We start from the raw sequence: 21923 nt of genomic DNA, 5'->3' as shown, positions 1-21923 counted from the left end.
AAGCGCCGAGTCTTATTTGGCCGCTGGCGGGTAGTCCAGTTCCGGGCTGCCCGCGTATTGCGCGAAGCGCTGGGGGCTGTTGCCGAAGGTGGGCGCGCGGCTGTCCCAGGGCCAGCCGCCGAAATGCGTGCGGCCGTAGTCCACGCGCGCCTGATGCAGCTCCGCCTCGGTGTTCATCACGAAGGGGCCGCCCGCAGCGACGGGCTCGTTGAGCGGCATGCCCTGCATCAGCAGGATCTGCACGCGCTGGCTTCCGGCGTTGCGCAGCGGCAGTTGCTGCGCGGCATCCACGTTGACGACGATCTGCCCGCCCACGGCCTCGTCACCGACCTGCAGGCCATCGCCGTCATACACATAGAGCGTGCGCAGATTGCCCGGCAGCCGAGCGGCGGGCAGCTCGATGTGGGCGCCGGGCTCCAGCCGCAACAGCCAGATCACCAGATCGGCCTCGGGCTGCGCGCCCCAGCTGTCGGGTGGCGGGGTCTTGGGCACCAGTGGCGCACTGCCGTCCACCGGCGCATAGGCGCCCGCGACGATCATCACCTCGGCGCCTTGGTGGCGGTAGAACGGAATCTCCTCGGACCAGAGCATCTTGTAGGCGGGCTGCGCGAACTTGCTGCGTGCGGGCAGGTTCAGCCAGATCTGGAACAGCTCCAGTGGGTTGTCACGCTGGTCGTCGAGCAGCGAGAACATCTCCGCATGCTGCACGCCCGCGCCAGTCGTCAGCCATTGCACGTCGCCCATGCCGTAGCGCCCGCGTGCGCCCATCGAATCGGCATGGTCCACGAAGCCGCTGCGCACGATGGTCACGGTCTCGAACCCCCGGTGCGGATGCATCGGAAAGCCCGGCACCGAGTTGCCGTAGTACATGCTGTAGCCGTGCAGATTGCTGAAGTCATTGCCAAGGGGGCGGTCCGCGAGCCGCTGCGGATCGATTCCCAGATGCCCGTCACTGTGCGGATAGTGGTCCACGTGATAGGCACAGAACAGAAACGGATCCACCCCCATGAACGGGCGGGACAGTCGTTCGGCCTTCAAGATCAATCCAGTCATGATGACTCCTTCTCGGTCAGTGAATGTGCGGGGCGCGCGGCTCCGGTTCCTGCTTCGGCTTCGGCGTGTCTCCACGCTGATCCGCGGCCCGTGTCAGGTACGGAGGAGTTCGCCAGAATACGACTCCGGCGCCCGTTGGTGTGGTTGATAGATTATGTTTTGAATTTTTTGAAATCCAGTAGAGCTTGGGTATACATTGTGAAAACCAATGGAGTGCCGAGACGTCCGCGCTGACGCGCGCAGCGCCGAGCCGAGCCGAGCCTGATAGGCGAGTCGGTGCAATGTTTGCAAGGAGTCAACCTGTGCTGATCAAGTCCGTTTGGATGCTTCTGGGCGTGCTGGCTGGTGCACCCGCCAGCTCGGAAGTGAGCGGCGAAGACCTGGCTCGATCCTGGGAGGCACAGATCCGCTCGCTGGAGGCACAGACCAGAATGCAGAAGCAGACGGATGGCGTCCCGCCCGCGCCCATGGAGCTGCGGCAACCGCTGGAAAAGTTGCAAAAGCAATGCGGCAGCGATTTTCTCGTTCATCCCTACATCGGCATGTCGGAGAGCCAGTTCATGAACTGCTCGCTGCTTGCCAGACGCTGGCAGTTGCTTCGGGTGGACGAATACAGCAACGCGAACGGACCGGCGAAGCAGTTCGTTTTTCCGGAGGGTGCGCCCGCGCGGTATGTTGACACGGAGCGCGGAAGGGTGACCGGGGTGCATCGCTGAGGATGGGAGTCCACATCGCCGCCCGTCGACTCGATCGGGTCATTTTCAAGGGAGCGGCGATGGAGGCGCTTGCCGCCCTCGGAGCCGGTGAAAGGGCTGCGATGTCTCCTGCCGGCCCCGGACCGTCACTGGCTGGAGTGCTGCAGTCGCGCGCGAGATTCCGCACGATTGACTATCCAGGTCAACAGCAGACCGGGAAGGACGAAACCAGCCGTGACCATCACGCCATGCAGTAGGTGGATTGTGGGCTCACCGAGCGTGGCGATGTGCTTCATGGGCGACAGCCACGGGGAGAGGTTGAAGAAAAGAACCAACATGACGGCGAGCGTCCATCCCCAGTTGACTCCACGGCGCAGAGTCGTGCGATACGCATAGGCCATCAGCGCTGCGGCGAACAGACCTTCCAGCACCCACGAAAGCGTGCCCAGTTTTCCCCATGCACCCAGACCAAAGTGCTGTTGTGCATAGGGAAACAGAGCCAGGTCATTGTTGTGCATGGGCCGGTCCGCAACGAAGTGGGAGAAAGCTGCGACAAACGCCAAGGCGGCAACACGTTTGTCCTTGATGAACAGCGCGCCCCAGACCGCAGACCAGAACAGCGCCGCCAGCAGCGAATGGTCCCAGTCGATGAAGGTAAGGTCAAAGAAAAGATAGGGACCCGCCCGCAGGTTCGGCGTGACGGTGTTGAAGCCCGCGACGATGAAAAGACCGTCCAGAACGTCCAGAAAGCCCACGCCCATCAGCAGGGGCAATGAGGGGATCTTGGGGAATTTGGCCTTGAGTGCCAAGCCAATGGCGAAGTGTCCAACGTACATGAAAGCATCGAATGAGTGAGGCGATTCCCGAATCTTGGACTTCATTAAGATTCGAGACTGTCACTTTATGGCGTTTGGCGCATGACCACCTATCCCGAGCCCATGGGCAATCTGCCTGCAAACGTGGCGCGCCAATTTTTGGCAGCGTCTTCTCGCCGACTGCTCTCGAAAGGCGAACAGCTGTTTGGACTGGGCTCTGCACCCAGGGCCATGTTTGTGGTGCTGACCGGACGGTTGCAGGTGTCCATTCTGTCGGAGGAGGGGCGGCAATTCTTTGCCAGTTTTTTGCCTCCGGGTCACTGGTTTGGCGAGATTCCGCTGTTGGACGAAGGCGCCAGAGCCTTCTATGCGGAAGCCGTGGAGCCGTCGGAGGTGGCGGTTCTCGCTGCTCAGGATTTTTGGCAGATAGTGAATTCTGACCCCGCCGCCATGCTGGCGGTGATGCGCCTTTCGTGCAGTCGATTCCGCGCTGCTGTCGCGTGGATTGAGGACGCGAGCCTGCACCCCTTCAATGTGCGGCTTGCCTCGCGGTTGCTGTCGCTTTCAGCAATGGGCGGAGAGGAGCAGGGCGCATTGCGCATTTCGCAGGAGATGCTTGCCGCCCAGTTGGGCAGCGCACGCCAGACCGTCAACCGCCAATTGCAAGCATGGTCGCAGCAGCGGTTGATTCAGCTGCGTTATGGAACCATCGAGCTGCTCGACATCGCCGCGCTACGCCGCATCGCCAAGAGGTGACTGGACGGACGGTACTTTTTTGCGAGCCGCAAGTGCTGCGCGAAGAATCACAGCTCGTGGCCGTGAACTCACATTGGCGTATCTTGGTGAGCGCCAAAGCGCGCGGCAATGGGGGACTACTCGTATTGGCACTACCTCTGGGTGTGTGTAACTCCACGCGGGCCTAGTGTTTATGCGGGTCTCAGCGGTGGACAGGTGGTTTTGGCGTGACCGGACGGTTTGAGTCGGAATGAGCCGCTAGAGGGGGCAAAACGGCCAAAATGTGTACGGTTGCACGCTATTTGGCACGGATTTGCAATTTAATTGTCTCAACCGATAACCAGAACACTGCTCGCCCTTGCGCCAATGCTCGGCTTGATGTGAAGTGGTTGAGAGGTATAGAGGTCGAGCATCCTCCTGCTGCGCCGCAATACGCGCTCTAAAGACATCGACAGCTAGGACCGAGCAAAACCATCCGAACAGACAAAAACGGAGGCGAGCCTAAACTGTCTTTCTCCAAGCTGACGTCGTTTTTTGCACCGATTGCGGTCGGCGGTCGTCATCGAACCTACATACATCGTTTGGCGCCAAGCAGTCGTTTGATGTCTAGGCAATGGTGCGTGAGGTCGTCGAGTCTCCAATTTCGCTACTGTGGCGAGTGGATATGAGTACTCCAACGAGGAAGACCTGTTTGAAGATCCTGCCGGTTGATTTATTGGCCTTCCACTAGCCGTTTAAAACGGTTGTCTGTCCTTGTTTCCAAGCGCACGCTGTTGCCTAAGCTTGTCTTGGGGATGTCCTGCACCTTGGCCACTTTCGCCATTGAATGACCGCTACCGCATCTGCCGTACAGCCTCCTGCTTGCATTCTCGCGTGTACTGCGCATTTGCCTGTCATTTCTGGCTCCATTGCCGTGATTTTCAACAAAGCTAAGAACTACACTTTTTTTGGTGCCTTAGCGGTCTTGGCGCGCTTGGGCGTCGCGTTGGATGGAGCAGGCTTGGCCTTCTTTGCCTTTCTCGGCGGAGGGACGGCCATCGAATGCAGTTTCAGAACCACACCTTTTTCGTCGGCGTCGGTCTGCAAGTCGGGCATCAGGACGGACTGATCGCGTCGGGCGTCGAAGATGCAGGCAAACGCGGAGTCCGTCTGCACGGTCTTCTTGTAGTCATGTGCTTGCTGGATGCCTTTGCGCGCCCAATCTAGGTTTTTGGTATCGCTGCTGCGAGGGTCGAGCACCTTTAGCTCAATCATGGTGAAGAACCGTTCTTTGAATTTGTCGAAGCGGCAGACTCGCACATCGACACGTCCCTCGGTGAGCGAAATTTCCTCGTCTATGTTGGCCACCTTCTGCCGATAGAGCCCACGAAAGTAGGTGACTAGCCCCGACTGCACATGCAGCTCTGGCCTCTCACCAAGTATCGACAGCGTCGGCTCTTCTTCGATTTTCCACATGAGCCTTGCAATGGTGCCGCGATGTGTCGCCATTGCTTCGCTGTGGAACTCGTCTAGCTGCTGCTCAATCAATTCTGGGGTGATTGCTGATCCATCGATCAGTTGGACCTTGATCTCTCTGGGCACCTTTATCCACTCATCGATTGGCACGCCTTGATCGTGTACGAGCACTCTGTTCTGACCCATCATCAGCAAAGCAAACGTCTGATCCGCACTCAGGTGGCTGCGTATGAACTTCATTGCATCGCTCGCCCCCTTCGAGAAACTGGGCACGTGCTGATAGACCTCCGCCAAGCTCACGTTGGCCACAGCGACACCATCGTCGAGCGTGTACAGGCTGGGGAACACGTCCTCCGGGTTTTTGCACAGCTCGGCAGGAAGCCTAGGCTCAAGCCTCGGAGATTCCGAATAGATGACCAGCAGGGCCTGGCTATTTTTTACCTGGCCTGCGATGATGGATGGGGCGTTGGCTGCAGACCACTGGATGAAATAATCCACTAGCGATTGGAAGAATCGTTCCTGCGGCGTGCCTGAGACCAGGGACAGGTCAGACACCGCGTCGGCCACATCTTGAGGGTTGATGAGCTGTTGATTGACCATATCACGCCGCCTTTTTCATGAGCAGCCGCTGATAGACCGTCAACACGTCGCGCCGGTTGGCCGAAATTTTGGTGTCTAAGAACTGACGGATTTTGCGAAGCCCTGCCACGGTAGGCGTTGCTTGGTCGTCAGGATTCTCTTCGACGAACAGCGCTTTGCCCGGCCGCTTGAGCGCTGCCCGGTAAGTCAGGTCCTGCTCAAACGCCCGATCTAGGCCCTGGCGTTCACTGCGCTCATGCGCTCGATCATCGTGCCACGCACCCTCAACCACGCCCAAGCAGAGGTCCAACAGGAATGCGTACAGCGCCTCGCCTCTGTGCGTGCTGCGAAGGATGCGACCGACCTCCAGCCCTGGCACGGTTGCGCCGAAGTGGCCTTCGAATTGAAGGTGCTCAGGAGAGCTGTGTGACGAGAATTCCGAGGCCTCCACCAGCCCCGACAAAACCAACCCTCCGAGCGCGATGTGGGCGGCTCGGTAGTACGGCCCTTGTTCAGTGCGCCGAGCTCGCTGACGCAGCGGCGCAATACCGTAGAAGCGGCAGGATGCAAACGATAGGAATAGCAGCAAATGTAACTGCTTTCGTGAAAGCTGGCCGATGCCGGCAGCTTCAGCGGCATTGATGATGAGCAGCACCCAGCGCGAGAACTGAAGCTTCTCGCGCTCGCCTTTGGGGATGACTTGCGAGATCCTAGCCATTTACCCTCCTGAGCTCCTGTTCCAGCTTGACCCGCGCAGCCCCTTCTTTTAGCGTATTGGAACTTGCCGTTAGTTTCATCAGATCGACTAGGTTCGCGCCGTTGGTCTTGCGTCTTACCTTGCCGTTCTTGTCCAACTGCCCCAACAGGGCTGGGATCATGTCCGTACCATTGAGGTTGGAGGTGGCGATCAGGTTGCGCACCGGCGGTTGATCGGCCGGCGCGAACTGCCGCATTAACTCTGCAGCGCGAAGCATGAACCAGCTGTCCAAGCTTGCTTCCGGGGTCTCGATGACCAAGCTCTTTGAGCCATCGGCACAAGCCATGTCCAGCAGAGTGACCCGAAACGCCAGGTCTAGGAACTCCTTCTGCGACTCGGAGACGTTGTCGCTGCGTAAGCGTTCTTTGGGGGCCTGGTGCGTACTCGATGTCATTGCAATGGAGAAGGCCGGCATTCCCACCTGCCCCGCTCCGGTAGCGATCATCACCTTATCTTGTGCGCCAAAGCTGACATCAACCTTCTCTTGAAGGAATGCTTCCGCATAGCTGGTGAAGGTTGTGCGCAGCGTCTCCTTGAAACCCTCGATCTCGACACGACCCCGCCTGATTTGCTCGCGATAGCTATCGGCGAGCTTCTTGCGATCGTCGCTTAGGACTTCGAGTGCAATTTCTTCCGCGGCTAGCTCGGCTTCCAGCGTGCTTGAGGCGTCTTCAAAGGCTGGTAGCCTCGCCTGAAGCGTAGCAAGGTTGGTCGCTGTTTGAGATTTGAGTGCAGCTGCGGCACTCAGCGTCTTAAGCTTTGTGGAGAGCTTACGGTACAGCTCGTCGCGCTCCGATTCCGCCTGCGTGGTCTGTGCTATCAACCCGTTGATTCGCTGCTCTAAAGAGCGCACTTGAGCGGCGGCCAAAGGCCGCACCTTAGCTCCTGTGCCGCGGCCCGCAATCGGGTGCTCACAGACGAAACACTGACCACCCTTGAGCTGCTTCTGGACGGTCTCAAGCTGCCCCTTATGGCGATTTCCGCAGACGAAACATCCTTGCCCTGAACTTAGCCCTGCCATCAAGAACTTCGCTTTGTCTTCGAGAGATGGGAGTGCCTGGGCGACGAATGCAGCGTCCGCATTCTCCAGCTCATCTTCTAGGTCCGCGAGCGTTCCCTCTAACAGGTTGAGCTTGTTATCGAGTTCACGCGCGCGAAGCTGCAGCCCATCAACAATCTCCTGCTCTTCACGGTACTTAATCCCGGCTTCATCGCTGCTCACCTTGGCTGCTGCAATCTGCGCCTGCAGTACGGCAAGATCAGCCGCCACTGGTGTTTTGGCCTTGGCTTCTTCGAGCCGCTTGATTCGAAGGTTGAGCTGGTTGCGACGATTGCGATAGTCAGAGTCGATCCGATGAATTGCCCTGAAGGCATCGTCGGTCACCTTCGTCAAGGTCGGATCCAGGAACAATGTTTTGAAGAACTCGTACTGGGTAGCCGCAGACCACAAAATCGGCTGACGCTCCTCTGTGAAGAACTGCAGGAACCGAACTACCACGTGAAAGTCGTAGTGAGTTGGCAGCCCGGTTTGTCTGGCCATCTCCTTGCCGAAGTCGATCTCCGATGTGATGGATGAAATCGTTCGATCGCGGAGCTTGAGGGACTTCAGTGCCATTGTCTTCAAGTACCGTGTCACGGAGTACTCACGCTCGCCGATTAAGTATTCAAGCGTGGCCGTCGCGTTGTCGTCAAGCTTTTCAGGTACGCGGTCCGCGAAGAAGGAGAAGTTGCGATCGACTACCAACTCCCGCTGGCTGACTCTGCCGAGATCGCGATCACCCTTGCCGCGCTCGGTGGGACCCAGCAGCATCCGCATGAGCAGATTTAACAAGGTCGTTTTGCCAACCCCATTTATGCCCGCGAGCACCGTCACGCCCGCAGGGAACTCGAGGTCGAGCCCTTGGCCGTTGGCGCCGGGATAAAGCGAATAGTTGCGGATACCCAGCCGGCGTATCACCGGCAACGTGATCTTTGTCCTCACACATCCTCCATCGGTACTTGTTACGACATGGCGTTTCTGGTCCTACGGACCTCCAATTGCACCTAGTGTGTCATTTTGTGGAGTGCATTCTAGGGTCCCTCCACAAGGTTCCACCATCGGGTCGCACGAACGTTCGCTGAGCGCGACTTCAGAAGGCCCTCGTGACCAAGTTCGCAGTCAAGCGTACACACATCTGAGCCAGCAGAACAGGAGCGTTGGGCTTATGTCACTCGATGTTAATGGCGTGATTTTTTATAACGCCATCCTCGCGTATAGTTGCGGCTCCATGAGAAATCCACCGGACCGGTACTTATCCACGCTGCAGCAGCACTTTCCTGCCGCGCCTGCGTTCACCGTGGATGTGCATAGCGGCTGGACGAGCACACCCGAGGCGCAGAATGCTCCGCCGGCGACCACGAACCAGGCGGCTCAAAACATCGCTTTTCAGCGCTGGTTCCGCTTCAAGGAAGCCTTCTCGCCGTCGTTTGTTACCGCAGCCATCGAGACGTTGGGTTTCCAGCCTAGTCACGTAATTGACCCTTTTGGGGGATCTGGAACCACCGGAATCACCTGCCAACTGCTGGGCATCGATGCGACCACGATCGAAGTCAACCCGTTCTTGGCCGACGTCATCCGCGCCAAGACCACGCACTGCAAGGAGGAGACGCTGATCAAGGCCGCACGAAGCTTTCGTCACGGCTTGGCACGCACGAAGGCTGACTTGGAAGTGTTGGCACACCTTCCCGCGACGTTCATCGAGTCCGAGGATAAGCAGCGCTGGATCTTTTCGCGCTCTTTCGGAGAACGTCTGTCGCAGTACTTAAAGTGCATTCGCCAGATTCAGGATCCAGCAGTGCAGCGGCTCTTTCGCGTCGCGCTGGGCGCGATCCTGGTGGAGTGCAGCAACGTCTATGTCAATGGCAAGGGCCGACGCTATCGACGTCGCTGGGAGGAGACGCAGGCCAACAGCGAGCGGCTCGACTTCCGCTTCCACGACCAATTCAAAACCGTGTTTGAGGACGTGCATCGCTTCGCCGCTCGCCCGGATGCGCGCATTGACGTCGTGCATGGCGACTCCCGGCTGGCGATGCGACGCTTGGAGCGGGAGGCGGATCTGATCGTCTTCTCGCCGCCCTATCCTAACTCGTTCGACTACACCGACATCTACAACGTGGAGCTTTGGACTCTCGGATATCTCTCGTCCTCGCAGGACAATGCGCAGCTGCGTCGCTCGACGCTGCATTCGCATGTGCAAATCCAGCGAATTGCTGAGCGCCCGCTCAATATCAGCCCGACCTTGCAGATCGTATTGAAAGGACTGCGCAAGAAGCGAGACGAACTTTGGGACGCCAACATCCCAGAGATGGTGCTTGGCTATTTCCGGGACCTCGAGCGTGTCCTTGAAGAGTCTTTTCGTCTCATTACGAGCCGGGGCAAGGTTCTGATGGTTGTTGGAGACTCTCGCTACGCTGGCATCCTAGTCGACGTACCGACCGTACTGGTTGAGCTTGGTCGCGCAATTGGCTTCAACAAGGCGCAGATCTACGAGGTGCGCAAGATGCGGGCAAGTGCCCAGCAAGGTGGAAGTCACCACCTCCGTGAGTGTATTGTGGAGCTCGCCCGCTAAAGGGCTGCAAGCAAATAAGCAGCCTACTGAGGCCGACAAGGCAGCTCGACTCAAACACACCTAATCCTCATGATGGCAATGCATAGGCTGCACAATCCATCGAATTTCTCGTAACGAACGCAGCGGACGTTCAGACCTTCTTTCAGAATGACTCAGATCAGCCTGTTCCTGCTGTTCGCGAACTTTCGCCGGACGACAGTTCATGGCCGATAGAACCAGTTCAAGAGGACCGCTTGTACTGGACTGACTGGTTGAGATGCGCTGATCTGGGTGGATGTAAAAGGTTGGAATATGCAGGTGATCGCCTCCAGCATGCGATGAGCTGAAAAGCTCTACGTAGCGGCTCTCGTGGGGCTCTATAGCGACGTAGAAACTGTTTACCGCCAAGGCAGGGCTGTTAGGGCGGTATTTGCAGGTTGTTCACTGCGGGTCGCTTGTTGGCATGCCGAGCGCACATTGTGCGAAGACACAATGCGCTCCACCTGACGCTCACCGAGCCTGTATTTCATTGCCAGCTCACGCACGGTTTTGGGTCCGTACTCCGAGACAATTTTCCTGTTTCTCAGGATGATCGACAGGTTTTTGGCTTGTGGTAACGTGAACCGCATGCCAAGACCATGATATGCAAACTCAGTGCAAAGCAACTGCATTTTTTCCACTCCGATAGTTTGTGCAATCGGGTGATCAGCTGATGCCTTGCCGGGGATGTAAAGCCGCAGGCCCCCGAAGCGTTCCACCAGTTTGAATGTATCCAAAAGTCCTATGATTTCAAACAACTGCTGGAGGACGGGAGACAGTACGTCCGTTTGGCTGGAAAACTCTTGAGCCAGATACTCGCTGCTGTACTGTTCCATGTCTTGCAAACGCTATTGGGAGCTTCAACTGTGCGTTTGCCGGGTGCTTTTTTGCAGGGGGCAGCATACCCCCTCCTGAGAGGTGGGGGCTGCAGCCGTCTTTCTACCGGCCAGCCAAAACAAAGGGCGCTGACGTCCAATGACGCGCGCCCTCATAAGAATGGATAGCCCTGTTATTTCGTCGTGGCAGCTTTGCGACGGCGTTGTTCTGGGTTGTTGGATGTTAGCTTCGCTCTTGCCAAAACTGAGCGCCACTCTTTGAGGACGGAAGACATGTCCTCGTCCACCGTCGCCTCGTTCGAGAGCTTGTCAGTAATGCTCTGCGCCGCTCCACCGGGCATACTCAGAGTGTCCCCGCCAGCAATACGAAGTGCGAACACCCAATCGCAGTATTTCATGGTCTTCTGAGCTAAGTTGCATTCTTGACGTGTTGTGGTGGCCTCCAAGACGCGCTTCAGATCGTTGCTGCGCTCATCAAGAAACGCCAACAGTCCTTTGACAGAGATGAGGCTGGAATCTTCGCCTGCCATTGCACACAACCCTGCGATCAGATCCAACTGGCCCTGGAGGCGTTCCAGGCGGTTGAGTTCTTCTTCAGAAATTTGATAGTTCATTTGTCTTCCCCTATTTCAAGACGCTGAAGGCATGTGCATATTTGCGAGGGCTACAACAGCAGAATGGACGGCTGTCAGCGATTCGAGAATTTGCTGATATGGAGTTTCGTCCGCGAGCATCATTTGCTTGCAGCGGCTCAGATGGTTCATGGCACGCATATGAAGCTCAATGGGATCAGCCGATGACGCTCCCAGGGCTCGGCATCCCTCCGAAAGGATGGAAGCGTTCAAGGCGTGTGTGTGCGTTCCGTGGTAACTCATGGTTTGCACCTTTTAACGGTTGATTTCACTGAGAATGGAGCCGATCAGCCGCACCGAGATCGGCGCATGGCGCATGCCGATCTCCTGCACAGCTTCCGCCTTACTCAAGCCTTCGCCGGTGGGTGGCTTGGCCGTGAGTTGATCGAATTCGCTTCGAATGTTGCGGTTGCGTTTCTCCAAACGCACGCGGCTGCACAGAGGGATTTCCAATACGGTTCCACCGTACAAGGCAGCCAGCTTTTGCATGGCGGTCTCGCCAACCAATGCGGCCAGTTGTGCCCAGCGTCTTGCGCCAGCAGGATTGGCATTAGGAAAGCGAGGCACCTTGACCTCAACGCCAGGCCATGCATTGAGCAGCGCAACGGTTGCTTCGATTTCCATGCATTGCACAAGCAGCAGAGCAGTCTCCGGCATCAGATGACTGAAGTCGCTGAAGTCCTGAACCTCCACGGGCTCGATATTTCGGGACAAAACCGCGCTCATGGCTTGGCCCCTTCAGCGCTGTTGCCCGTCCGGTTGCTCAGCGTTCTGCTCAATGCTCCAACCAGGCGGTGCAGCAGCGCTGGACTGGCGAAATCGACACGTTCACACCACCCATTGCGCTTGCAGATCGCGTCAGCGTAGGCCAGCGTGTGAGTCCTTCCGGTGCATTGCTCCAGCTCGGACAGCAGAGCATGGACCTTCCCCATCAAGGCCGCACGCTCGGGTGAGGGTACGTGCCGTTTGCGTCCTCCATCGCGAGGGTTGGCTGCACCTGCGCGGCGCAAGTAGTCCAGAACGATGGAGAGTTCCCCCAGCGACAGTGCGGTTGCGCTGGCTTTGCCTGTTTGAGATAGCAGCATTGCCAGATAAGTGCCATCGTCCATGCCGAGCTGGCGCTGCGAGGCCTTGATGGCAGCAATTCTGGAAGCGCGCTGGCGATTCTCTCTTGCGTGTTCAGACACATTGGATGTGATGTTGGGAGAGGTCATTGAACGCGTCCTCCCGACATCGCTTGCGCCTCGGCCTGTCTAGCTTTGGACAGAGGAACGGATTGCAGTTGATTGCGCAAAAACCGCCGAAGAGCAGATTGGCTTATGGGTTCACCCCACTCTGAGTTCCAACCCTTGACCAGACGTTCGTGTATTCCGGTATAGGTCGCATGAGGAATCCTGCGCCTGATTTGAAGGGCTTTCAGCATCCAGGGTGCAACCTCCCTGTCTCGCGTGTGAGACTTGGGTGAGAGGTCTTTTGACCGAACCCAACGTTCCAAGGTCCGCCTCGAAGGAATACCGGGAACGGATGATGTTACCCGTGCACCATTGGGAGATAGCGCCATGGAAAGGTGCGCCACCAGCTCCGCCGAGACCCTTCCCGCGTGGGCTTCTTCCAGGAAGCGAATAACCGCCCTTTTGGAAAAGCAGCGCTCTTTCAGCTTGATCTGATTGATCGCGGACACGACAGCTTGCCTTGCGTCGCGAATTCGCTGCGCCTTCTCGGGAAGAGCTGATTGTTTGGAGACCATCACCGCCAGCAATTCAGCAGTCAATTCCGTCTTGCTGTTCGGGTCGTAGATGATGGTGTCGGCGTATCGGGCAACGGGCGCTAAACGGCCCAGGTCCTGGACCATGCGCCATATCACACGGCCACGGCTGAGTGTGGACGTGCCCGGTTCACGGCGTTTCAGTCGCACCAGGACTCCCACACGTTCCAGCAATCCCACGTATTTCATGAGGCTGGTGTAGGCATTCTTCTCCGAGCCATCGCAGAGGGTGGTGAGAAGGTCATTCAGGGTAAAGGTCGGGCGCTGGCGAATGAGCCACCATGCACGTTCACGCAGTGGGTTCACGATTGCGCTCCCGTCTGAATGCGGCGCTTGCGGGCGTCGCGGATGGAGCGAGTGAAGTCGTCGCAAAGCTGCATGCTCTTCACGTCTTCGAACTCGATGCGTGCCTTGCCCAGTTTGTGCGCAACCGCCTCAATGACGTGAATGGCACTCAACACCAAGCGCATGCGCGCATCGGTGTCCTTGAAAATCCGCTGCACGAGCGCCGGCGCGATCTCCACCTCGCTGAGCTGGGCACAGGCAGCAGCAACATCAGCAAGCGTGCTTTTCTGAAACTCACACAAGCGTGCACGGCTACTGATCTGCGTGCGTCTTGCCAGGCGCGGAACGTCTTGCTCCATCATCACGATCACCACGAGCGTGCACGTCTTGTCGGTGATCCCGCGAAGTCGTTCCAGGCAAGCCGCACTGCGTTGCAATGCGAATCCCGCCTCATCAAGGATGATCGGGATCTCTTCTGCTGCGATGACATCCTCGATACGGCGCTCGAATCCGGTAGTCGGCTCAATGCCGAGCTTGTCCGCAAACTCCAGCATCATGCGGCGCACCGTCCAGTCCACCTGGGCCGTGACCATCAAGGCACCGTTTTCAGATGCCCAGTTATGCAAAGTGCGGGTTTTGCCTTCGCCTGGTCGTCCGTAGACAACGATCCATCCCGACTCCTGAGAGCCTCGGTTTTGCTGCAATGCCACATTCGCACGCAGGCGTTTTGAGTTCTCTGTTTTTACAAACTCGCGTTTCATGCCTAGAATCACTTTCGTTTTGGCGGTCAACTTCAAAACACGGCTGGGAAATGAGTGCTATCAGTTCCCGGCCACCTTCTTTACGGAACTCTCTCGGAATGCGTCCTCTGAGAGTTCCTCCAAACTTGTGAGTGCGTTGAGCCGTGTGTCCTGCTCAGCCCTTGCTGCGCGGTCTTGCTCTTCAATTTCGTCGCCGTACAACTGCATGGCCAAGTCGCTGAATTCAGCCTTTTCTTGTGGCACTGGCTCTTGTGCAACAGGTGTCGCTGCAATGGGCTGCAACACAGGATGCAACGCGATGGACGCGGGAAGGACACGAGCGCCCTGGGGCATCTCCAAGGCAGGGGCGGCCATCCGGCGTTCAATCTGCTCGATCTGCTGTTCTTTGTGACGAATCTGTGCATTTGCACGTTTCTCCAAGGCGAACTCGTAGAGGCTCAGGCTGCGATAGCCCGTGGCCTCCATGAAGGTCGCTTCACACAGCATTCGTCCATCCAGATCCTTGACCCACACGCGAGTGCCGTCCATCGTGTCGATGGCGACCATGACCTCTTCGCCGTTGAAATCCCCCAGAACAGGGTGGTAATACCGCTGCCCGTTGAAGGGGCTGACCGTTTCCCGCGTGACAGTCTTGCGTAGATGGATGCGGAACATATCGATCAAACTGGATTCATCCTTGACAACGGGTTTCCAGCCTGCATCTCTTGCGGCATCCAGGGCTTGCTGCGGCGTCATGTGCACCATGCGACCGGAGGCCGGGTCTTTGATTTTGGGCAGGCTAGAGTGCGGCGTGTTGTTGCCCTTGTGTACCTTGCCGTTGATCCAGGCCACGGCTTCTTCGAAGCTGCCGAACACGATGCCCTTGCCTTGCGTTTGAGCCTGACGCTTGAGCAAATCGCGTTCGCTCACGTTACCGGCACGAGCGGCCTTTACCATCTTCTCGGTGAGTTTCTTGACGCGTCTGTGAACCAGTGCATCCATTCCCGCGCCCTGGTAGGTTGCCAGCTCGCGCGCCTCACGGTCGAGGTAAGTGTTGTAGTTCTCGCAGATGCCGTTGGCCTGGCTGTTGCCAACCTCCTGCGGATGCACGATGGTGATGCCCGAGCGGGCAGAAAGACCGGAGATCGGGTCATATTCGACCTTGCGATTCTTGACGCTGCCGGTGCTGTCGGTCTGCCAAACGGCAGGCACACCGCCGAAGCGGATGCAGTTCTCCAGTCCCTTGAGAATGACCTCGGTCGATTCTGATTGCCCAATGGCTGGGGGCGTGACGTAGCGCGTCGCCAGATCATGGAAATGCCAGACCTCATACGTCACGAACTCACCAGTGACTGGATGAGGTGCTGTGAAATGGGTAGTCCAGCCATCGGCATGGACTTCCATAAAAGGTTCAAGCCCGTCCGCCGTGCGATGCTGATAGCGCAAATGGGATCGCAGACGACTGCCATGATGGCGGCCCTTCAATGCGTCGAGCTTGCTGTATTTGTCGCGAAAGAAGCGCGCCAACGTGTCGTAGCTGATGCACTCGCCCCAGGATGGATTCCAGTTGGCCTCCAGTTGCTCGTGCACCCATTTGAGGGTGGGCTTTTGCGGGCGTGCGAATAGCTCCGCTGCGACCCACATCCAGGGCTTGGCCTGCATATCGCGCTGGGGCTTCTTGGGTGTGAGGTCTTCGGCGGCAAGCCATCGAAACAGACTTCGCTCAGAAGGGAAACCTGCGGTCAAAGTCGCACTCTTGCGGCCTCGGCCATCGCGCGCCATGGCGAGCATTGCTGCGGCCACGTCCGTATCCAGCTTGCCCGCTTGGGCCTGCGTGAGGAACGTGACGACGGCACGCTTCAGTGAGCATCCGGCTTGCTCTTGCAGGCGCAGGACAGCGGTGCGGACAGCTTGGCGGGCATCGCGAATGACACGGCTGTGCTCGGTTTCTTCCATTGCGCCCCAAGGCCGGGGAGGCGTGGTGCTGATTTGCTGTGAGCAAGGGGCGATTGGACTCTCGGTATCTAGCTTTTCAACAATCGCCCCAGCCTCTAGCCTGTGCAATCGGGCACGCACCTCCTCTGGTAGCTGGTTGATGGTGAAGAGACGCTTTTTTCCACCATTGCCGTCAACTTCAACATATGGCCAAGAGAGGCGGATTGCCTTCCTCTCAGCACTCCGCTTTGATATGCCCAGTGCCTGGGCAATCCGTGCCAGATCTACCGATTGAACAGGTTGCGCCACTGTTGCACTCGCTGCCTTAGCAGGCTTCCTCAGCCTGCAAGAACAAAGGCGTGAGCGGTTCGCCTTGGGAGACGACCCCCTCTTTAAGTCCAAGCAGGACGGCCGCTTTGTGGGACTCCCCTCTTAGGCCAACGACTTTGCGGCCTGACAGCAAGTTGTAGACGGTTGCTGAATCCAGTCCATTCATTCGAGCCCATGCCCGAATGCTTAGGCCTCGCCTTTCAAACTCAGCCCGAGCCTCTTCCTTAGTTCGAATTTTTGCCATAGCATGCACCTAGTTGTGGAACAAAGTGACGCCATTATGATGGAACAAAATGACCATGTAAAGAGGGTCGAAAATGACCCTCCGGGTTTGGCCGATGCGGAATGGCGTGCTGGTCTAGCGCTACGTATTAAGGCTGCGAGGCAGAAGTCTGGCTTAACCCTAGACAACTTTGCGACATTGGCAGGTGTGAGCAAACGGACACAAACTGCATATGAGAGCGCTGCGCGAGTGCCTGATGCTGAGTACCTAAGCCGCCTTTCGTGGAACCTACGTATTGATCTCGACGTTCTCCTAACGGGCTATAGACCCCTGCAGGCAAGGCGTATCACGACTGAGGACGAAATGCTGATCCAGCGATACAGAGCGCTGCCGAAGAAGCTGCGTGATGTGGTCGAGAACGTGTTGCTGCTAGCTACGCTAGTACACAGTGATCGGAAAGACTACCCAGAATAGGGCGTCGCACCTTATGTCGCACCGAGCGTCGTACCTTCGATTTTTGGGTGCGACACGCTGCATGGACGTTCCGCCGAATCTGCCCCCATGAGGAAGGCTGCTCACATTGCGCTACAGATTGGTCGGTTTGTGCCAAAACTCGCTCAAACTGACCGTTTTCATGCCCTAGGCCGGTGCAAACCAGCTCATTCTGCGTTGCTGGAAAAAGTCTAGGCACATCAATGGATTAGGCTCTTTTTCCGGGTCTTTGCACCGTGCCAAAACGGGTACACCCCCACAAAAGCGCGCGGCGCGCCATTCGGCGCGCCATTTTCGCCATTCCATTCGCCATTGTCCCGATTGAGACAAATCACGTCGCGCAGTCCCGTTAGACTCGCCAAAAATCGGACGACCGTTCGTTTTCTCTCTATTCCAAATCGAGGAGCAACAGCAATGACGGCTGAGTACCAAGTCCACGGAGACGTGGCTGTGATCACCCTGAACAACCCACCGGTGAACGGTCTGGGCCTGGCAACGAGGCAGGGCATCGTGGATGGGCTGGCGAAGGCGGAAGACGATGCGTCCGTCAAGGCCATCGTGATCACGGGAGCGGGTGGCGCCTTTTCGGGCGGGGCCGACATCAAGGAGTTCGGCACGCCGAAGTCGCTGCAGGATCCGAACCTGCATTCGGTGATCCGCGCTCTGGAGAACTGCAGCAAGCCGGTGGTCGCTGCGATCCATACGGTGTGCATGGGCGGTGGGCTTGAGCTGGCGCTGGGATGCCACTATCGTGTGGGTGCTCCGGGCTGCGCGGTGGCGCTGCCGGAAGTGAAGCTCGGCATTCTGCCGGGCGCGGGTGGCACGCAGCGTCTGCCGCGCGTGATCGGTGTGGAGCCTGCGCTCAACATGATCGTGACGGGTGAGACGGTGCAGAGCGACATGCTCGCGATGATTCCCGGGCAGAAGCTGTTCGACAAGCTGACGGCATCCAAGGAGTCGCTGGCCGACGAGGCGCTGGCGTTCGCGCGCTCGGTGGCCGATGCGCGTCCGCTGCCGCTGGTGCGCAATCTGCCCTGCAAGCACCCCAAGGGCGAGGCGTATTTTCAGTTCGCGCGCAACATGGTCAAGGGCATGGCCAAGAATTTCCCCGCGCCGCTCAAGTGCGTGGACGCGGTGCAGGCCGCGACCACCTCGCGCAATTTCGAGGACGGTCTGATGACCGAGCGCGAGCTGTTCCTGAACCTGATGATGACGCCCGAGTCGCGCTCGCTGCGCCATCTGTTCTTTGCGGAGCGCGCTGCGTCCAAGATTCCCGACGTGCCATCGGATACGCCCAAACGCGACATCAAGAAGGTCGGCGTGATCGGCGCGGGCACCATGGGTGGCGGCATCAGCATGAATTTCCTGAACGCGGGCATTCCCGTGACGATTCTGGAGATGAAGCAGGACGCGCTGGATCGCGGCATCGCCATCATCCGCAAGAACTACGAAGCGCAGGTCAAGAAGGGCAAGCTGAAGCAGGACAAGTACGAGGCGCGCATGGCCCTCCTGTCGACCTCGCTCGCGTATGAGGATCTCAAGGACTGCGATCTGATCATCGAGGCCGTGTTCGAGGACATGGGCGTGAAGGAGCAGGTGTTCAGCAAGCTCGACGAAGTGGCCAAGCAGGGCGCGATCCTGGCGTCCAACACCTCGACGCTCGACGTGAACCAGATCGCCTCGTTCACCAAGCGTCCGCAGGACGTGGTCGGCATGCATTTCTTCAGCCCGGCCAACGTGATGAAGCTGCTCGAGGTGGTGCGCGGCGAGAAGACCGCCAAGGACGTGCTCGCGACCGTGATGGCGCTGGGCAAGAAGATCAAGAAGACGGCGGTGGTCTCGGGCGTGTGCGATGGCTTCATCGGCAACCGCATGATCGAGCGCTACAGCCAGCAGGCGGGCTTTCTGCTCGATGAAGGCGCGACGCCCGAGCAGGTGGACAAGGCGATCGAGAAGTTCGGCTTCCCGATGGGGCCGTTCCGCATGATTGACATGGCGGGCAACGACATCGGCTGGGCGATCCGCAAGCGCCGCTATGTGGAGCAGCCCGACATGAAGTACAGCAAGACGGCCGACCTGCTCTGCGAGATGGGCCGCTTCGGCCAGAAGACGAGCGCAGGCTGGTACGACTACGAGGCCGGCAAGCGCGACGCGAAGCCGAGCGCCGTGGTGCTCAAGATGATCGAGGACTACCGTGCGCAGCAGGGCATCGCGCCGCGCAAGATTTCCGATGACGAGATCGTGCAGCGCCTGATTTTCTCGCTGGTCAACGAAGGCGCGAAGATTCTGGAGGAAGGCATCGCCTCCAAGTCCGGTGACATCGACATGGTCTACCTCACCGGCTACGGCTTCCCGATCTGGCGCGGCGGCCCGATGCACTATGCGGGCGAAGTGGGGCTGTTCAACGTGGTGCAGGCGATGAAGCGCTTTGCGCGCAATCCGCACGACGACGCCAACGCGTGGGCACCGTCCAGGCTGATCGTCGATCTGGCCGCACAAGGCAAGACGTTTGAATGACGACGCGGAGCAGCTTGAGCGCTTCCATCCGATCTACGCATAGAACACAAGGAATATTGCAATGACCTCCGCAGTGATTGTCTCCACCGCCCGCACCCCGCTCGCCAAGAGCTGGAAGGGTGCCCTCAACATGACCTATGGCGCCACGCTCGGCGGCCACGCGGTGCAGCACGCCGTGCAGCGCGCGGGCATCGATGCCGCGGACATTGAAGACGTGATCATGGGCTGCGCCTTTCCTGAAGGCACCGATGGCCAGAACATCGCGCGCCAGATCGCCATCCGCGCGGGTCTGCCGGTCAGCGTTTCCGGACTCACCGTCAATCGTTTCTGCTCCTCCGGACTGCAGACCATCGCGCTCGCCGCCCAGCGCGTGATCGCGGGCGAGGGCGACGCGTACGTGGCCGGTGGGCTGGAAAGCATCTCGTGCGTGCAGCAGGAGATCAACCAGCACATGATGGTCGACCCGCAACTCGCCAAGCAGAAGCCGGAAGTTTTCTGGTCGATGCTGCAGACGGCGGAACAGGTCGCCAAGCGCTACGGCATCAGCCGCGACGCGATGGACGAATACGGTGCGGGCAGCCAGCAGAAAGCATGCGCGGCACAGGTCGCAGGTCTGTTCAAGGACGAGATCGCGCCGATCACCGTGACGGCCGGCGTGGTCGACAAGACCCTGGGCCTGATCACCAAGGAAGTGACGCTGAGCGTGGACGAAGGCCTGCGCGAAGGCACGACCAAGGAAGGCATCAGCGGCTTGAAATCCGCACTGCCGGGTGGCGTGGTGACGGCCGGCAACGCGAGCCAGTTCTCGGACGGCGCGGGTGCCTGCGTGGTGGTGAGCGAGGACTACGCGAGCCGCAAGAACCTCAAACCGCTGGGCCGCTTTCTCGGCTTCGCGGTGGCGGGGTGCGAGCCTGATGAAATGGGCATCGGGCCGGTCTTCGCCGTGCCGAAGGTGCTCAAGAAGCTGGGTCTTACGGTCAATGACATCGACCTTTGGGAACTCAACGAGGCCTTCGCCGTGCAGGTCATCTACTGCCGCGACAAGCTGGGCATTCCCGCCGACAGGCTCAACGTGAACGGCGGCGCCATTGCGCTGGGCCACCCCTACGGCCTGAGCGGCCAACGCCTGACCGGCCACGCCCTCATCGAAGGCAAGCGCCGCGGCGCCAAGCGCGTGTGCGTGACCATGTGCATCGGAGGTGGCATGGGCGCGGCGGGAGTGTTTGAAGTGCTCTGATTCTTTTCTTCTCGCTGACCGCTTGAAGGCCGCTTGTGTTTTTGACGCAAGCGGCTTTTTTCTTGGTCAGATGAAACGGGTCGGTGGTGGATGAGCGGTCGTTTGGAGGCCGCCATGCATCGTTGTTAACGTTGTTAAGGCTTGCTGCCCAACAGTACCGTTTGAGCCTTCAACGCTTGGTTGGTGGCCTGTCTTGCAGGTGGGGTGTGATTCGGGTTCACTGCCTGTCTCACGGTTCTGCTGCTTTCGATGCGGGTGCGAAGAAATGCCGTGGTCACAGCACATCTTTCAGAAATGTGGCGATGGCCTGCTCAACGGTGCATGGTTCATGGCCATCCTGCCAGGTGAGTCGTGCGTTACGGTCGTAAAAATGCCCCGCCTCATTCACCACAGCGTGGCGATGGCGGATGCCCAGGGTTTGCAGGCTTTGGACCATTGCCGGGGTGTTGTGCACGATGTAGTCGAGATCGTGGGATCCGTTGATCAGCAGTACTGCCGGGGCTTGGGCTCCTGTTGGTGCATGCCGGTTCAGGTCGTGGATGTCGATGTAGCCTGACAACGAGATGACGGCCGCTACCGGGGCTTTCTCGCCGAATGCGGCGTTCAGCGCGGTGCGTGCGCCTGCCGAGAAGCCGCCCGCGACGACGCGGTGGCGGTCGATATGCCATGTGTCGGACATGCGGTGGATGAAGGCGATGGCGCTCGCCATGTCGTCGCTCGCGGCTTCGATGCCGGCACCGAGCATTTGCGGGGTGGCGGGAGGCAGTCCCAGCAGTTCGCGCACGTAGGATACGCGCGAGGTGGGGATGTTTTCGGGGTGACCGATGACGGGCGTGGTGCCGGGATCGGGGTCTTCGGTGACCAGTCGGTAGTCGATGGAAGCAGTGACGAAGCCACGCTCCGCGAATCGACGGCAGTATTCCGCCACAGCGGTGTTTCGGCCCTCCGCCTCGAAGCTGTCGTCTTCTTTGCAACCGCGATGAAAGGCTCCGCCGAAGGCCATCACCAGCGCGGGACGCTTCGCGCCTTCAGGGGAGGCGGGCGGCACATAGACGTTCATTGTCAAGGTTCGTGGTCGTGGTGCGCCGCTGCTCCAGCCGATCAGCGCGCTGGAGTAGGGGACGTCGCGCAGTTCCTGAATCGATGCCGCAGCAGCGTTTTTTGCGGCGGTCGAGAATGTTGGATGCAATGTGTTCATGGTTTCTTGCGGCAAGCT

General features: G+C 58.7%; 20 protein-coding genes. 6 read left to right on the top strand and 14 right to left on the bottom strand.

The window, feature by feature from the left end; all coding sequences use genetic code 11:
• Positions 1-12: 12 nt before the first annotated feature.
• The gene (locus ISG32_RS10695; protein WP_194770969.1) at positions 13-1053 is read right to left on the bottom strand and encodes a pirin family protein; all 1041 of its coding nucleotides are present in this window, start codon (positions 1051-1053) and stop codon (positions 13-15) included.
• A gap of 302 nt (positions 1054-1355) precedes the next feature.
• Here ISG32_RS10695 and ISG32_RS10690 point away from each other — a divergent pair, with 302 nt between their 5' ends.
• A complete protein-coding gene (locus ISG32_RS10690) occupies positions 1356-1769 on the top strand; it encodes a hypothetical protein (protein WP_194770968.1) in 414 nt (137 codons plus the stop codon).
• A 125-nt stretch (positions 1770-1894) separates the two neighbouring features.
• On the opposite strand, the gene ISG32_RS10685 is transcribed toward ISG32_RS10690, so the two are convergent.
• Entirely contained in the window at positions 1895-2629 is a 735-nt protein-coding gene (locus tag ISG32_RS10685) for a hypothetical protein (RefSeq protein WP_228529711.1), read from the bottom strand.
• A gap of 36 nt (positions 2630-2665) precedes the next feature.
• Here ISG32_RS10685 and ISG32_RS10680 point away from each other — a divergent pair, with 36 nt between their 5' ends.
• The gene (locus ISG32_RS10680; RefSeq protein WP_194770967.1) at positions 2666-3319 is read left to right on the top strand and encodes a Crp/Fnr family transcriptional regulator; all 654 of its coding nucleotides are present in this window, start codon (positions 2666-2668) and stop codon (positions 3317-3319) included.
• A gap of 915 nt (positions 3320-4234) precedes the next feature.
• On the opposite strand, the gene ISG32_RS10675 is transcribed toward ISG32_RS10680, so the two are convergent.
• The 3 genes from ISG32_RS10675 to ISG32_RS10665 are packed head-to-tail and all read right to left on the bottom strand — an operon-like array spanning position 4235 to position 8070.
• Positions 4235-5353, bottom strand: coding sequence for a hypothetical protein (locus ISG32_RS10675; RefSeq protein WP_194770966.1), 1119 nt, complete (start codon positions 5351-5353; stop codon positions 4235-4237).
• Position 5354: 1 nt separating this feature from the next.
• Positions 5355-6050 (bottom strand): hypothetical protein, encoded by a 696-nt coding sequence (locus tag ISG32_RS10670; RefSeq protein ID WP_194770965.1) that lies wholly within the window; start codon positions 6048-6050, stop codon positions 5355-5357.
• Positions 6043-8070 (bottom strand): AAA family ATPase, encoded by a 2028-nt coding sequence (locus tag ISG32_RS10665; RefSeq protein WP_194770964.1) that lies wholly within the window; start codon positions 8068-8070, stop codon positions 6043-6045. The genes ISG32_RS10670 and ISG32_RS10665 overlap by 8 nt, the downstream gene beginning before the upstream one ends.
• A 223-nt stretch (positions 8071-8293) precedes the next feature.
• On the opposite strand from ISG32_RS10665, the gene ISG32_RS10660 reads away from it, so the two are divergent.
• On the top strand, positions 8294-9697 hold the full coding sequence (locus ISG32_RS10660; protein ID WP_228529710.1) for a site-specific DNA-methyltransferase: 1404 nt from the start codon (positions 8294-8296) through the stop codon (positions 9695-9697).
• 377 nt (positions 9698-10074) lie between these two features.
• Here the strand turns inward: ISG32_RS10660 and ISG32_RS10655 are convergent, their stop codons facing one another.
• From ISG32_RS10655 to ISG32_RS10620, 8 genes are all read right to left on the bottom strand, one after another.
• Positions 10075-10551, bottom strand: coding sequence for a Mor transcription activator family protein (locus ISG32_RS10655; RefSeq protein ID WP_194770963.1), 477 nt, complete (start codon positions 10549-10551; stop codon positions 10075-10077).
• Between the two features lie 173 nt (positions 10552-10724).
• A complete protein-coding gene (locus ISG32_RS10650; protein ID WP_194770962.1) occupies positions 10725-11165 on the bottom strand; it encodes a hypothetical protein in 441 nt (146 codons plus the stop codon).
• A 273-nt stretch (positions 11166-11438) separates the two neighbouring features.
• Positions 11439-11909 (bottom strand): Mor transcription activator family protein, encoded by a 471-nt coding sequence (locus ISG32_RS10645; RefSeq protein WP_194770961.1) that lies wholly within the window; start codon positions 11907-11909, stop codon positions 11439-11441.
• Complete coding sequence (locus ISG32_RS10640; protein ID WP_194770960.1) at positions 11906-12397, bottom strand: regulatory protein GemA; 492 nt, start codon at positions 12395-12397, stop codon at positions 11906-11908. The genes ISG32_RS10645 and ISG32_RS10640 overlap by 4 nt, the downstream gene beginning before the upstream one ends.
• Positions 12394-13254 (bottom strand): hypothetical protein, encoded by an 861-nt coding sequence (locus tag ISG32_RS10635; protein WP_194770959.1) that lies wholly within the window; start codon positions 13252-13254, stop codon positions 12394-12396. Before ISG32_RS10635 ends, ISG32_RS10640 begins: the two co-directional genes overlap by 4 nt.
• Positions 13251-14030, bottom strand: a complete 780-nt coding sequence (locus ISG32_RS10630; RefSeq protein WP_194770958.1) for an AAA family ATPase — start codon at positions 14028-14030, stop codon at positions 13251-13253. Before ISG32_RS10630 ends, ISG32_RS10635 begins: the two co-directional genes overlap by 4 nt.
• Before the next feature lie 24 nt (positions 14031-14054).
• A complete protein-coding gene (locus ISG32_RS10625) occupies positions 14055-15929 on the bottom strand; it encodes a Mu transposase C-terminal domain-containing protein (RefSeq protein WP_194770957.1) in 1875 nt (624 codons plus the stop codon).
• 304 nt (positions 15930-16233) lie between these two features.
• Positions 16234-16482, bottom strand: coding sequence for a DNA-binding protein (locus tag ISG32_RS10620; protein ID WP_194770956.1), 249 nt, complete (start codon positions 16480-16482; stop codon positions 16234-16236).
• Between the two features lie 3 nt (positions 16483-16485).
• Between ISG32_RS10620 and ISG32_RS27890 the strand changes: the two genes are divergently transcribed.
• From ISG32_RS27890 to ISG32_RS10605, 3 genes are all read left to right on the top strand, one after another.
• A complete protein-coding gene (locus ISG32_RS27890; protein ID WP_194770955.1) occupies positions 16486-16935 on the top strand; it encodes a helix-turn-helix domain-containing protein in 450 nt (149 codons plus the stop codon).
• 432 nt (positions 16936-17367) lie between these two features.
• Complete coding sequence (locus ISG32_RS10610) at positions 17368-19470, top strand: 3-hydroxyacyl-CoA dehydrogenase NAD-binding domain-containing protein (protein WP_194770954.1); 2103 nt, start codon at positions 17368-17370, stop codon at positions 19468-19470.
• 61 nt (positions 19471-19531) lie between these two features.
• On the top strand, positions 19532-20707 hold the full coding sequence (locus ISG32_RS10605; protein WP_194770953.1) for an acetyl-CoA C-acyltransferase: 1176 nt from the start codon (positions 19532-19534) through the stop codon (positions 20705-20707).
• A 274-nt stretch (positions 20708-20981) separates the two neighbouring features.
• On the opposite strand, the gene ISG32_RS10600 is transcribed toward ISG32_RS10605, so the two are convergent.
• Positions 20982-21920 (bottom strand): alpha/beta hydrolase, encoded by a 939-nt coding sequence (locus ISG32_RS10600; protein ID WP_194770952.1) that lies wholly within the window; start codon positions 21918-21920, stop codon positions 20982-20984.
• Positions 21921-21923 lie beyond the last annotated feature (3 nt).

It is taken from the genome of Diaphorobacter caeni, assembly GCF_015354245.1.
GTDB classification, from domain to species: domain Bacteria; phylum Pseudomonadota; class Gammaproteobacteria; order Burkholderiales; family Burkholderiaceae_C; genus Diaphorobacter_A; species Diaphorobacter_A caeni.
Note: the sequence above shows the minus strand (reverse complement) of the source record. Positions and strands in the feature narration are given on the sequence as shown.